Consider the following 14,190-nt stretch of genomic DNA (forward strand, 5'->3'; position numbering starts at 1 on the left):
TAATGATAAAATTAATTCACTTCAAAAGTACATATTTATTCTTATTTCTTTTGTTCAATTTTCAGCTGATTTCATGTAATTCAAAAGTACCTGTTTCTCCAAAAACAAGTCAGCAAAAAAATCTATTACCTCTTAACGAAAAAGCAAAAATAGATACCATAATTACAGGAGCCGAACTAACAGAATTATACCTACCGCTTTTAAATGACAAAAATATTGCCGTAGTAGCCAACCAAACTTCTGTAATAAAAGTAACAGCAAAAAATAATTTTGTACACCTTGTAGATAGTCTTCTTTCTTTATCTGTAAAAATAAAAAAAGTTTTTGCTCCTGAGCATGGCTTTAGAGGAAAAGCAGATGCTGGTGAACTCATAAAAGATGGTGTTGATAGCAAAACAAAACTCCCAATAATTTCTTTATATGGTAAAAACAAAAAACCTAGCAAAGCACAATTGGCAAATATAGATCTAGTTTTGTTCGATATACAAGATGTTGGTGCGCGGTTTTACACTTACATTTCTACGTTACATTATGTAATGGAGGCTTGTGCAGAATTAAACATTCCGCTAATAATATTAGACAGGCCAAATCCGAATGCACATTATATTGATGGTCCTGTGTTAGAAAAAGCACATAGTTCTTTTGTTGGCATGCACAAAGTTCCGGTAGTTTATGGAATGACTATTGGCGAATACGGAAAAATGATAAATGGCGAGCAATGGTTAAAAGCTGGTGTTAAAACAAATTTAACCGTTATTCCTGTTCAAAATTATGCTCACAACACTCCCTATTCTTTACCAATTAAACCATCACCCAATTTACCAAATGACAAAAGCATAAACCTCTATCCTAGCCTCTGTTTTTTCGAAGGAACAAGGGTTTCTGCTGGAAGAGGCACCAACAAACAATTTCAAATTTATGGCGCTCCATTTTTAAAAGGCTACACCTTTACTTTTACCCCAAAAGCCAACGAAGGTGCTAAATACCCCAAATTTAAAGATAGGGTTTGCTATGGAGAAGATTTATCGAAAGAAAATACACTCTCTAAAATAAATATATCCTATTTAATAAAAGCTTATAATCAAAAAGGAAATGAGCAATTTTTTAATGATTTTTTTACAAAATTAGCAGGCACAAAAAAATTACAAGAACAGATAGAAAAAGGATTTACTGAACAGGAAATTAGAGAAAGTTGGGCCAAAGGAATACGCAATTTTAAAAAAATTAGAAAAAAATATTTGATTTATAAATAATTATCTATTGGTATTTTTTTCTCATGATATTTAAATAGACAACTAATTTTCCTCTATTGCTGTTGGCTTTTTATATCCTTGAAAAGGCTGTTTTAATAATTCTTTTAATGATGAGTTTTTTTCTTCGTTAGGAAATGTATCTACACCATACACAATTTTATTTCTGTCTAGTTTCATATAGGTTCCGAAAACACGATCCCAAACAGAAAAAATATTACCATAGTTAGAGTCTGTGTATGGTAATTTGTAATGATGGTGAACTTTATGCATGTCGGGAGAAACTATAAAATAGCTTAAAAAAGTATCTAATTTTGATGACATTTTAATATTGGCATGGGTAAATTGAGTAAAAATTAATGACATTGATTGGTAAATAAATACTATTGCAATAGGGGTTCCAACTACAAAAACACCCAATAATGTAAACGCAAATCGAACAACACTTTCTATGGGATGATGTCTATTTGCTGTTGTTGTGTCTACTTTATGGTCTGAGTGATGTACCAAATGAACCATCCATAAAGGAGCTATTTTATGCTCTGTGTAATGTGCCAAATAGGCTCCAAAAAAATCTAAGAGTAAAACACCTAAAAGTGTATACAACCACAAGGGCATTTCTGGCAACCAATTAATAATTCCGAAATCATTTTCTGAAACCCAATCTGCAGTTTTCAAAAGCAAAAAAGCGAAAGCAAAGTTAACAATTACCGTTGTTAAAGTAAAAAACAAATTTGGAAATGCATGTTGCCATTTTTTGTAATTGAATTTAAACAATGGAAAAGCTCCTTCTATAAGCCAAAAAAAAGTAATACCACCAACTAAAATGATACTTCTGTGAGCGGTAGGAATCGTTTCAAAATAATTAAAAATAGTTTCCAAAATTCTTTAAATTTTTTATTAAAGATATAAAAATTAAAAAATATATGACCTTTCTATCAAACAACAGGCACTCTTATCTTTTAACTTTTTTATTAGAAGTTAAAGAAACTCTTTGTTTAAGAGCCTCTACAATATTAAAAGTTGCAGGACATATAAACGTATTTGCCACTGTTAAATCGGTTATTTGAATAAATTTTCTTCTATCTGTATGTGGGTATTCTGCGCATGCCTTTGGGCGAACATCATAAATTGAGCAAGTATTATCTGACGTGTCCAAAAAAGAACAAGGTGCTTTTTTTAAAACCATAAAATCGTCTTTATCTCTCTCTAAATAAGTTTGCACAAAATCTGCAGCCTTCATTCTTACATATTTGGCAATTCTTTTAATATCGCTTTCTATAAAAATAGGACTAGTTGTTTTACAGCAATTACCGCAAGATAAACAATCTGTTTTTTTAAACTCCTCATTATGTAACTCTTGCATAACATAATCTAAATTTTTTGGAGTACGTTTTTTAAGATTTTGAAAATATTTTTTATTCTCTTTTTCTTTTAATGAGGCTAATTTTGGTAATTCTGCTATACGTTTTTCCATAATTGCAAAAATACAATTTAATGATTAGAAAATATTTTTTTTGAGCGGCAATACTACATTTCTAAAAACCAGTAAATTATATTATTATATTTAGGATTTGTAATTTGTAGGAGTTATTATTTAAATTATAAAGAAACAGCAAGATTACCTGTAATCAAAACTAACTTAAGAGATATAAATTAATACCCCTTTAGCATCATATTAGAAAATTATTAATCACTAAAATCAATCTAAAAAACAAATAAAAATCCTTAATTTTGCAACTCATTTTTTCAAAATTCAATGAATATCCAACATAAAATAGAAGTTACAGCAAAAGAAGGTTTTCAGTCGCTTTACAAAGTGGAAATTCCTTCCGTAGAATTACAAGCCACTAGAAAAGAATTTGAGGGAGATATTACCTTGGTTATTTTTCCGTTGTTACGTTACAAAAAAGGAAACCCTGTTGCCATTGGAGAAGAATTAGGGCAATATATTACAGAAAATGTGCCTGAAATAACTAGTTTTAATGTTGTTAAAGGCTTTTTAAATTTAGTAGTTGAAGACAAATTTTATACGGAGTTTTTTAATAGTATTTATGCTGATACTAACTTTGGCATTTCAAGTTCAAAAGAAAACGAAAAAGCTATTATGGTAGAGTATTCTTCTCCGAACACTAATAAACCACTACATTTAGGTCATGTTCGAAATAATTTATTAGGGTATTCAGTAGCAGAAATTATTAAAGCCGCAGGAAAAAAAGTATATAAAACCCAAATAATAAATGATAGAGGAATTCATATTTGCAAATCTATGTTAGCTTGGCAAAAATTTGGAAATGGAGAAACTCCTGCAAATACAGGCTTAAAAGGAGATAAATTGGTTGGTAATTATTATGTGAAATTCGACCAAGAATATAAAAAAGAAATTAGCAACTTAGTAGCTAATGGTTTGTCTGAAGAAGATGCCAAAAAACAAGCGCCTCTTTTACTAGAAGCCCAAGAAATGCTACTAAAATGGGAAGCTGGAGATGAAGAGATTGTTCAACTTTGGAAAACAATGAATAGTTGGGTGTATGCTGGTTTTGAGGACACCTATAAAAATATGGGAGTTAATTTTGATACTCTTTACTACGAAAGTAACACTTATTTATTGGGTAAAGATGTTGTTGCACAAGGCTTAGAAAAGGGTGTTTTTTATAAGAAGGAAGATGGATCTGTTTGGTGTGATTTAACCGATGAAGGCTTGGATGAAAAAATAGTTCTAAGAGCAGATGGTACGGCTGTTTACATGACTCAAGATATTGGCACAGCAATACAACGTGTAAAAGATTTTACAGACGTTGGAGGCATGGTGTATACAGTTGGTAATGAGCAAGATTACCATTTTCAAGTACTTTTTTTAATTTTAAAAAAATTAGGTTTCGATTGGGCTAATCAGCTACATCATTTAAGCTATGGAATGGTGGATTTACCTTCTGGTAAAATGAAATCTAGAGAAGGAACTGTTGTAGATGCAGATGAATTGATGGAAGAAATGACCGAAACTGCTAAAGAAATTTCGGAAGAACTAGGAAAACTAGAAGGCTACTCAGAGGCTGAAAAAAACAACTTATACAAAACAATTGGTTTAGGTGCTTTAAAATATTTTATTTTAAAAGTAGACCCTAAAAAAAGGATATTATTTGACCCGAAATCTTCTGTAGATTTTCAAGGAAATACTGGTCCTTTTATTCAATATACCTATGCAAGAATTCAATCTATTTTAAGAAAAGCACATTTTGACTATTCTAAAAAAGTAAGTATTTCTTTACATGAAAAAGAGAAAGAATTATTAAAACAATTAGCGCTTTTTCCAGAAACAATTGAGCAAGCAGCAGCAAATTATTCTCCTGCTATTGTTGCAAATTACACCTATGATTTAGTGAAGGAATTTAACTCATTTTATCAAAATGTATCTATTTTAGGTGAAGAAGATAATGATAAAAAAATATTTAGAGTTCAGTTAGCAAAAAAAGTTGCCGATACTATAAAAGCTGCATTTTCTTTACTCGGAATTTTAGTACCAGAAAGAATGTAAAATAGTTTTATGTTAGAGAACATTAATTATAGTCTAAATAAAATAAAAGTTAGTAAATTTGCATGCGTTAAGGATAGAACGGCCTGTTTGAGCTCTCATGCTTTTTTGCATGAAGCGAGTAGTGAAAGCCAGTAAAAACGCCCAACTTCTTAAAATAATATTATAATTATTTGAAGTAACTTAAAAATAAAACACAAACTAAGAAATATACAATTATGAAATACGACATCATTATTATTGGAAGTGGTCCTGGAGGATATGTAACAGGAATTAGAGCTTCTCAATTAGGTTTTAAAGTAGCCATTGTAGAGAAAGAATCTTTAGGTGGAATTTGCTTAAACTGGGGATGTATTCCTACAAAAGCACTTTTAAAATCTGCACAGGTTTATGATTATTTAAAACATGTAGATGAGTATGGTTTGAAAGCTGAGGCCATTGATAAAGATTTTGATGCCGTGATAAAAAGAAGTCGTGGTGTTGCAGACGGAATGAGTAAAGGAGTTGCCTTTTTAATGAAAAAAAACAAAATTGATATTATTGATGGTTTTGGAAAGATTAAAGCAGGCAAAAAAGTAGATGTAACTGATGCTGATGGTAAAGTTACCGAATATAGTGCAGACAATATAATTATAGCTACTGGTTCTCGCTCTAGAGAATTACCAAATTTACCGCAAGATGGTAAAAAAGTGATTGGGTACAGAGAGGCAATGACATTACCAAAGCAGCCAAAATCTATGATTGTAGTTGGTTCTGGAGCTATTGGAGTGGAATTTGCACACTTTTACAATACCATGGGAACTGAAGTTACTATTGTAGAGTTTCAACCAAATTTGGTGCCTGTAGAAGATATTGATATTTCTAAACAATTTGAACGTTCGATAAAAAAAGCAGGTATTAAAGTAATGACTAATGCCTCTGTAGATGCTGTTGACACCTCAGGAAATGGAGTTGTAGCTACCGTTAAAACGAAAAAAGGAGACGTTACTTTAGAGGCTGATATTGTACTGTCTGCAGTTGGCATAAAATCGAACATAGAAAATATTGGCTTAGAAGATGTTGGAATTATTACAGACCGAGATAAGATTTTAGTAAACGACTTTTATCAAACTAATATTCCTGGTTATTACGCAATTGGAGATGTTGTACCAGGACAAGCATTAGCACATGTTGCCTCTGCAGAAGGTATAACGTGTGTAGAAAAATTAGCTGGTTTACATACAGAAAAAATAGATTATGGTAATGTACCTGGTTGTACGTATGCTACTCCAGAAATTGCCTCTGTTGGATTGACGGAAGCAAAAGCTAAAGAAGCTGGTTACGAACTTAAAATTGGTAAATTTCCGTTTTCTGCCTCTGGAAAAGCAAAAGCTGCAGGAACACCAGATGGTTTTGTAAAGGTTATTTTTGATGCAAAATACGGAGAATGGTTAGGTTGTCATATGATTGGTGCTGGTGTAACAGATATGATAGCAGAAGCCGTATTAGGAAGAAAATTAGAAACTACTGGGCATGAGGTGCTAAAAACAATTCACCCACACCCAACAATGAGTGAAGCAGTTATGGAAGCTGTTGCAGATGCTTATGATGAAGTAATTCACCTATAAGAATAAGTTTACTAACAACTGATAATTGTGAACTCATAACTAAAAAAGTACTACACTTATCTACAATAATGTAGTTTTAAACGAAAACCGAAGCACTTTGCTTCGGTTTTTTTTGTATATTTAAACAACTTAAATAACAATCAAAAATTTATACAAAAATGAAATTAAAATACCAAAGCGTACTTAACCTAGGGGAACAACTAAACATTAAAAATGGTGATGTAAAGGAAGAAAATGGCGTTTTACATGTAAAAGGATTGGCAAAAAACCAATATGAGAAAAATCTTTTGTGGGACGAAATTAAAAAAATAGGCGGAGAAAACCCTACCGATATTATTGCAGATATCTCGGTTGAAGATGCTAGTGTATTCGCAAACCATACTGTTAAAAAAGGAGAAACATTGGGTAAAATTGCAAAGCACTACTACGGAAACGCTATGAAATATACTGCTATTTTTGAGGCTAATAAAAACATTTTAAAATCTGCAGACTTAATTCATCCCGGACAAGAATTAGTAATTCCTAATCTATAATAAGTTTTTACTAATTACTGCGAAAAACCGAAGTTTTTACTTCGGTTTTTTTTATATTTAACCTTAAATTTAGGGAATGAATTCTAAGGAATATTATCAAAAGAAAAATAATGGATTTATAAATTATTGGCAAAAAAGTAGACAAAATAGGTTTAAATATGCTTCGTTACAAAGTATCTATTTTATTACTCCACTGTCGGTTATCATGCAGCTTTTAGAGGGTTATAAAAGTTTTATCTTTATTAATTTTATGATTAAATTTATAATTGGGCTTATTAGCTACTTTTTACTCACCTACTTTATTACGTTTGTACTTCATGAAAAAAGATTTAAAAAACTAACAAACAAAAGCAAAAATTTGATCACTAACTCACAGAAATTCGTCAAAGAAATTACTATTGGCGCACTAAAGTTAATAATTGCTGGTATTTTTATTGGTTATTTTAAGTCTTACGATTTTTGGATTGCAATACTATTAGCAACAAAAGTAGCTTTTGATATTTATGCACTTGTATTAAAACCTATTCGAAAAAAATGGATACTTCTTTTTGGCATGCTACTTACTTGTGTTGCAGGTTTAATTGGTGAAAAATGGGGCGTAACAAATGGTTATTGGGAATATCATAAGATAGAAAACAGTTTACCTCTTTGGCTCCCTTTTGCCTGGATTTTAGCATTTATTTTCTTATATAAATTAGAGTCTAAATTAATAGTTCTATTAAAAAATAAAACACTGCGTAATAAAATAATTTTAGCAATAATTTTGGCATTATTACTCCCAGCCTTTGGTGAAATTATTACTATAAAAATGGGTGTTTGGACCTATTATTGGCCTTATCAAATTTTTGGAGTTCCACTATATGCATTCTTATGCTTAGCTTTTGTTCATATGCTTGTTTATTTTATTCTTCATCTAATTTTTAAAAAGCTAAATATTAAAGATACAGTTTTTAATTAATGGAAAATGTTTAACATTAATTTAAAAAACTTAAACATTAAAAATAAGCATACACTTTTTTTATTTCTTATATTTGTAGTAGTATACAACTGTTTAAATCTTATAATTATTTCATGTAAATATTTAGGTTTTAACACTATTAAGCTTTGTTAAATTTAATACTATGGCATTTTTAATCATTTTTATAACTTTTTGGGCAATGGAATTTATGGCATGGTTTACCCATAAATTTGTTATGCACGGTTTTTTATGGAACCTACACTTAGACCATCACGTACCGAATAAAAATAGCTTTCTAGAAAAAAATGATGCCTTTTTTTTAATTTACGCTGTTCCTTCTTGGCTATGTATTATGCTAGGATCTATGTATCAAACTTATACTGTAATGTACATAGGGTTTGGTATTTTAGCGTATGGTATTGCTTACTTTTTAGTGCATGAAGTATTTATACACCAACGTTTAAAATGGTTTAGAAATAGCAATAATTTTTATTTAAGAGCTATAAGAAGAGCACATAAAATTCATCATAAACACCAAGGTAAAGAACATGGAGAGTGCTTTGGTATGTTAATTGTGCCTTGGAAATTTGTAAAACAAGAGCTTAAAAAAGCAAAAGCTTAATGAAAAAAGCAATTGTTATTGGTGCAGGAATTGCAGGAATTGCCTCGGCAATACGATTACAAAAGAAAGGATATTCTGTAACTGTTTTAGAAAAAAATAAATACCCTGGAGGCAAACTTACCTCTATTGAAGGAAACGGTTATCGCTTTGATGCTGGTCCATCTCTATTTACAATGCCTAATCTTGTAACTGAACTTTTTGAACTTTGTAACAAAAAAGCATCAGATTATTTTTCTTACGAACGCTTGGATACACTTTGTAATTATTTCTTTGAAGATGGAACAAAAATAAGTGCCTCTGCAAAAATTGATGAGTTTGCAAATAATGTTCAAAAAAACACCAAAGACACTGCTAAAAGCGTTAAAAAACATTTAAAAAAAAGTGCGTTTATTTACAATGCTACAAATGAACAATTTCTTAATAAATCGTTACATAAGGTAGGATCATTTTTATCATTTAATACGATTAAATCTATTTTAAAACTTCCATTCTTAGATATTTTTAATTCTATGAACGGAGTTAATGAAACTGCTTTTAAAGATTCAAAAACTATTAGAATATTTAACAGATACGCCACTTATAATGGTTCTAGCCCTTACAAAGCTCCGGGAATTCTTAATATAATTCCGCATTTAGAGTATGGCTTAGGAGCTTATTTACCCCAAAAAGGCATGCACGAAATAACCAATAGCCTTGTAAAATTAGCCAAAGACATCGGTGTAACCTTTTTATTTAACCAAAAAGTAAAAACAATTACAACAACCGGTAAACTAGCAAAATCTGTAATTACTTCAAAAAATGAATATACTTGCGAAATTGTAGTTTGTAATGCAGATATTCATACCGTTTATGAAAAATTACTTCCGTCTGCTCAAAAATTAAAAAAAGTAGATAAACAAGAACGTTCAAGTTCTGCCTTAATATTTTATTGGGGTATTCGAAAAGAATTTAAAGAATTAGACGTTCATAACATATTTTTTACAGAAAATTACAAAGAAGAATTTAAACATCTATTTGACCATAAAACTATTTACAAAGATCCTACAGTGTATATAAATATTACGAGTAAAAAGATTACATCGGATGCACCAGATGGAAAAGAAAATTGGTTTGTTATGATAAATGTACCTTCTGTTTATGAACAAAACTGGGAGCAAATGATTGCTGAAGCTAAAAAACAAATTTTAGCTAAATTAACTAGAATTTTAAACCAAGATATTGCCCCTCTAATTGAATTTGAGGAACTATTAACACCCCAACTAATTCAAGATAAAACTAACTCCTACAAAGGTTCTTTATATGGTACCTCTAGCAATAATAGATTCGCTGCTTTTTTTAGACATAAAAACTTTTCTTCTGAATATAAAAATGTTTTCTTTTGTGGTGGTAGTGTTCATCCTGGTGGTGGAATTCCGTTGGCCTTATCATCAGCAAAAATTATAGATACTCTTATAAAATGATAGAAAAAACCAACAAAAATAAACAATGGATAATCCTTTTATTGTTATTTTACTTTTTTGGATTGCTAGGAATTTCTTTAGAAATTACAAGAGGTTATTTTTTACCGTTAACTCCTTTAAATTTACTAATTACACTTTTTGTATTTCTAAAAGTTACTGATAACTTTAACAAAAAATTTATATTATTATCAACTATTATTTTCCTTGTAGGTTTTTCCGTTGAAGCTGTTGGTGTAGCAACTGGTGTATTATTTGGTAGTTATAGTTACGGTGATGCATTTGGACCGAAAATATTTGAAACTCCGTTGCTTATTGGTGTTAACTGGTTATTTTTAGCTTTTAGCAGTTATGGAATAGTGCAATATTTTACTAAAAAAACTTTTTTCCTTATTTGCATTCCTGCTTTGTTAATGACAGGATTAGATTTTTTAGTAGAGCCGATTGCTATAAAACTAGGATTTTGGAATTGGGAAAACAATGTAATCCCTTTACAAAATTATGTAATGTGGTTTGTAACAAGTATTTGTATTCACAGTATAATATATTTGTTTAAACCTGCTTTAAATACTAAAATAAGTTTTATTGTTTTTGCTGCTCAGCTTTTTTTCTTTGGAATCTTAAACCTAGTTCTTTAAATATTTGTGGCTTTTAAAACCCTAATAATTAGCTAAAATTGCCTTGTTTATCTTTTTTATTAATGAGGGACCTTCATAAATAAAACCAGTATAAATTTGAACCAAATCTGCTCCTGCTGCAATTTTTTCTAATGCATCATTTGCAGAATGAATACCTCCTACTCCAATAATTGGGAAAGAAGCATTAGATTTTTTAGATAAATATTTAATAACCTGAGTACTTTTGTCTTTGATTGGTTTACCGCTTACACCACCATTTCCTATCAGTTCTAATTCTTTTTGTGATGCTTTTAAATTTTTTCTACTTGTAGAAGTGTTCGAAGCAATAACACCATCTATTGCTGTTTCTGCAACCAAATCTACAATTTCATCTAGCTGATTCGTATTTAAATCTGGAGCAATCTTTAATAAAATTGGTTTTTTAATTTTAAATAAATCATTCTCTTTCTTACATGCCTCAATGAGCTCAACTAAATACTCTTTATCATTCAGTTTTGCATGACTACCAACATTCGGACAACTAACATTTAGAACAAAATAATCTACAAAAGGATGAAGTTCTCTAAAAACTTCTAAGTAATCTTGTGTATAATCTTCAGGAAGTGTACTGGTATTCTTACCTATATTACCACCAATAATCACTTTCTTTTTATTTTTCTTTAAATTTTTAATTGCCTCAGCTACACCATCATTATTAAATCCCATTCTATTAATAATACCCTCATCACTTTTTAAACGAAATAATCTTTTCTTAGGATTTCCAGGTTGCCCCTTAGGTGTTACTGTTCCAATTTCTATAAAACCAAAGCCAAAATTTGCTAATTCATTATATAGAACAGCATTTTTATCGAAACCTGCTGCCAAACCTACAGGGTTTTTAAAAGTTAAACCAAATAAATTTCGCTCTAATTTTTTATCATTGATAAGATATAGTTTTCTAAAAATAGTGGCAACAAAAGGAATTCGACATAAAAAACGAATCAAAGAAAAAGTAAAGTAATGTACTTTTTCTGGATCGAATAAAAATAATAAAGGTCTAACAAATGAACTGTACATATATAATTATCTCGTTTTTTATTGCTTCTATAAAACCATTATTAGGGATACTACTTTTTAAATTTTATCGTAAAACAGCGTTTAAATTCTTTTCGAAACTTTGCTGTAATTTTTGCATTATTTTATCTATTTGCTTCTCTGCCAATGTTTTTGTTTCGTCTTGTATAAGGAAACTTACAGCATAAGACTTTTTGCCTTCTGGCAATTTTTCTCCTTCATATACATCAAATAAATCTACTTCTTTTAATAATTTCTTTTCAGTTTGAAAAGCCAAATTATAAATTTCTTTAAAAGCAACATCCGAGTCAATTAACAATGCTAAATCTCTTCTTACAACAGGAAACTTTGGTAAATCTGAAACTTTAATATTCTTTTTTGTGGTAAGTTTTAGTAAAGTGTCCCAACTAAAATCTGCAAAAAGTACCTCCTGCTTTACTCCAAATTCCTTTAACACACTCGATGCTAGCACACCAAATTCTACCAATTTAATTTTACCCAAACTAAAGGTAATCCCTTCTGAAAAAACATCATTTTTACTCGGAGTAGTTTTAACATTCTCTATTCCTAATCTTCCTAAAAGATTTGTAACAATTCCTTTTAAGTAGAAAAAATCTGCTGTTTTATTTGACAAGCTCCAGCTTTCATTGGCTCTATTTCCCGAGATAAACAACGTTAGATGTTTAACTTCTTCATAGGTGTTATTAAACTTATGATATGTTTTACCGAACTCATAAAATTTAAGTGAAGTATTTTTTCTATTTATATTATATGAAACGGACTCTAAACCACTAAAAAGCATAGACTGTCGCATAACTTTTAAGTCGTTACTTAAAGGGTTTAACATTGTTACATTAGCTTCTTCATTAAGGTTTTCTGAAAGCGAAATGTAAGAGGGTTTGGTTAACGAATTTGCCATGGTTTCGTTAAAACCAAGAGCACTTAATTGATCTGCAATTACGTTTTCAATCTTTACACTTTTATCAGACTCAAAAGAAATGGAGGTATTTAATTTGTGAGAAAACTGAATATTATTATATCCATACACTCTTAATATTTCTTCTATAATATCTGCTTCTCTTTGAACATCTGTTCTGTAGGAAGGTATTGTTAAACCAAGACCTCCTTCTGTTTCACTATTTATTTTGATTTCTAATGAGGCTAAAATATTTTTAATTGTTTCTTTCGGAATTTCTTGCCCAATTAATCGATAAGCACTCTCGTAAGATAAAAACACCTGAAAATCTTCAATTTTCTCGGGGTAAAAATCAGAAATATCAGAGCCCATCTTTCCCCCTGCATACTCTTCTATTAACAGTGCAGCTCTTTTTAAAGCATATTCTGTCATATTTATATCAATACCTCTTTCAAAACGAAATGAGGCATCGGTATTTAAACCGTGTCTTTTTGCCGTTTTTCTAACAGAAACCGGATTAAAATAGGCGCTTTCTAAAAAAATAGATGTTGTTGTATCAGATACTCCTGACTCCAATCCTCCAAAAACTCCAGCAATACAAAGTGGATTTGAATCTTCGTCACAAATCATTATGTCTTCATCAGAAAGAGTTCTTTCTACTTCATCTAAAGTTGTAAATTTAGTTCCCTCTGGTAAAGTTTTTACCAACACCTTATTTCCCTTAATTTTTTGTGCATCAAAAGCATGAAGGGGTTGACCTAATTCATGCAATACATAATTTGTAATATCTACAATATTATTTTTTGGTGTTAAACCAATGGCTTTTAATCTATTTTGAATCCATTCTGGAGAATCTTTTACAGTAACATCAGTAATTGTAATTCCGCAATACCTTGGTGCAGCTTCTTTATCTTCAACTTCTACATCGATTCTTAAAGTTCGCTCATCAACATGAAAATTACTCACAGATGGCGATATTAACTCTAAAGTTACATCATTCTGTAAAAAGCCTGCGCGCAAATCTCTAGCCACTCCAAAATGACTCATTGCATCAGATCTATTTGGTGTTAAGCCTATTTCAAAAACAGCATCCGTTTCTATTTCAAATACATCAGCAACAGGTGTTCCGGGCTTTAAAGAAGCGTCTAACACAAGTATACCATCATGCCCAGAGCCCAAACCTAATTCGTCTTCAGCGCAAATCATTCCATGACTCTCTTCTCCTCTAATTTTTCCTTTTTTAATCTTAAACCCGTCTCCTTTAGCATCATACAAAGTAGTTCCAATAGTAGCAACAGGTACTTTTTGGCCAGCTGCAACATTGGGCGCTCCGCATACAATTTGTACTGGTAAATCTAACCCTAAGTTTACAGTGGTAATTTTTAATCTGTCTGCGTTAGGATGTTGTACACAGGTTAAAACTTCACCAACAACTACACCTTTTAGGCTCCCTTTGATAGATTCTTTTACCTCTATTCCTTCTACTTCCAATCCTAAATCGGTTAATAACTCACCTGTTTTAGCAGGCTCCCAGTCAGTTTTTAAAAATTGCTTTAACCAATTGTATGATATCTTCATATGCTCTATTTGAGAATTTCAGCCGCAAATTTACTGAAAATTCTAC

12 protein-coding genes are annotated in these 14,190 nt (G+C 30.6%); 8 read left to right on the forward strand and 4 right to left on the reverse strand.

The window, feature by feature from the left end; translation table 11 throughout:
- Positions 1–2: 2 nt before the first annotated feature.
- Entirely contained in the window at positions 3–1,253 is a 1,251-nt protein-coding gene (locus WHD54_RS01140; RefSeq protein ID WP_088322834.1) for an exo-beta-N-acetylmuramidase NamZ family protein, read from the forward strand.
- 42 nt (positions 1,254–1,295) lie between these two features.
- Here the strand turns inward: WHD54_RS01140 and WHD54_RS01145 are convergent, their stop codons facing one another.
- Both WHD54_RS01145 and WHD54_RS01150 read right to left on the reverse strand, forming a co-directional pair.
- Positions 1,296–2,132 carry a sterol desaturase family protein gene (locus tag WHD54_RS01145; RefSeq protein ID WP_088322835.1) on the reverse strand — a complete coding sequence of 279 codons (837 nt, stop codon included), beginning with the start codon at positions 2,130–2,132 and terminating at the stop codon, positions 1,296–1,298.
- A gap of 73 nt (positions 2,133–2,205) precedes the next feature.
- On the reverse strand, positions 2,206–2,727 hold the full coding sequence (locus WHD54_RS01150; RefSeq protein ID WP_088322836.1) for a YkgJ family cysteine cluster protein: 522 nt from the start codon (positions 2,725–2,727) through the stop codon (positions 2,206–2,208).
- A 282-nt stretch (positions 2,728–3,009) separates the two neighbouring features.
- Between WHD54_RS01150 and argS the strand changes: the two genes are divergently transcribed.
- The 7 genes from argS (at position 3,010) to WHD54_RS01185 (ending at position 10,597) form a co-directional block, all read left to right on the forward strand.
- Entirely contained in the window at positions 3,010–4,785 is a 1,776-nt protein-coding gene (gene argS / locus WHD54_RS01155) for an arginine--tRNA ligase (RefSeq protein WP_088322837.1), read from the forward strand.
- A 215-nt stretch (positions 4,786–5,000) separates the two neighbouring features.
- A complete protein-coding gene (gene lpdA, locus WHD54_RS01160; RefSeq protein WP_088322838.1) occupies positions 5,001–6,389 on the forward strand; it encodes a dihydrolipoyl dehydrogenase in 1,389 nt (462 codons plus the stop codon).
- 158 nt (positions 6,390–6,547) lie between these two features.
- Entirely contained in the window at positions 6,548–6,922 is a 375-nt protein-coding gene (locus tag WHD54_RS01165; protein ID WP_088322839.1) for a LysM peptidoglycan-binding domain-containing protein, read from the forward strand.
- A 358-nt stretch (positions 6,923–7,280) separates the two neighbouring features.
- Positions 7,281–7,880 carry a hypothetical protein gene (locus tag WHD54_RS01170; RefSeq protein WP_088323342.1) on the forward strand — a complete coding sequence of 200 codons (600 nt, stop codon included), beginning with the start codon at positions 7,281–7,283 and terminating at the stop codon, positions 7,878–7,880.
- Positions 7,881–8,043: 163 nt separating this feature from the next.
- A complete protein-coding gene (locus WHD54_RS01175) occupies positions 8,044–8,502 on the forward strand; it encodes a sterol desaturase family protein (RefSeq protein ID WP_088322840.1) in 459 nt (152 codons plus the stop codon).
- Positions 8,502–9,962 (forward strand): 1-hydroxycarotenoid 3,4-desaturase CrtD, encoded by a 1,461-nt coding sequence (gene crtD / locus WHD54_RS01180; RefSeq protein WP_088322841.1) that lies wholly within the window; start codon positions 8,502–8,504, stop codon positions 9,960–9,962. Before WHD54_RS01175 ends, crtD begins: the two co-directional genes overlap by 1 nt.
- Complete coding sequence (locus tag WHD54_RS01185) at positions 9,959–10,597, forward strand: carotenoid biosynthesis protein (protein WP_088322842.1); 639 nt, start codon at positions 9,959–9,961, stop codon at positions 10,595–10,597. Before crtD ends, WHD54_RS01185 begins: the two co-directional genes overlap by 4 nt.
- A gap of 21 nt (positions 10,598–10,618) precedes the next feature.
- On the opposite strand, the gene WHD54_RS01190 is transcribed toward WHD54_RS01185, so the two are convergent.
- Together WHD54_RS01190 and pheT are read right to left on the reverse strand one after the other, a co-directional pair.
- Positions 10,619–11,653, reverse strand: a complete 1,035-nt coding sequence (locus tag WHD54_RS01190) for a quinone-dependent dihydroorotate dehydrogenase (protein ID WP_088322843.1) — start codon at positions 11,651–11,653, stop codon at positions 10,619–10,621.
- A 64-nt stretch (positions 11,654–11,717) separates the two neighbouring features.
- Positions 11,718–14,144, reverse strand: a complete 2,427-nt coding sequence (gene pheT / locus WHD54_RS01195; protein ID WP_088322844.1) for a phenylalanine--tRNA ligase subunit beta — start codon at positions 14,142–14,144, stop codon at positions 11,718–11,720.
- Positions 14,145–14,190: the final 46 nt, after the last annotated feature.

It is taken from the genome of Polaribacter tangerinus, assembly GCF_038024095.1.
Taxonomy (GTDB): Bacteria; Bacteroidota; Bacteroidia; order Flavobacteriales; family Flavobacteriaceae; genus Polaribacter; species Polaribacter tangerinus.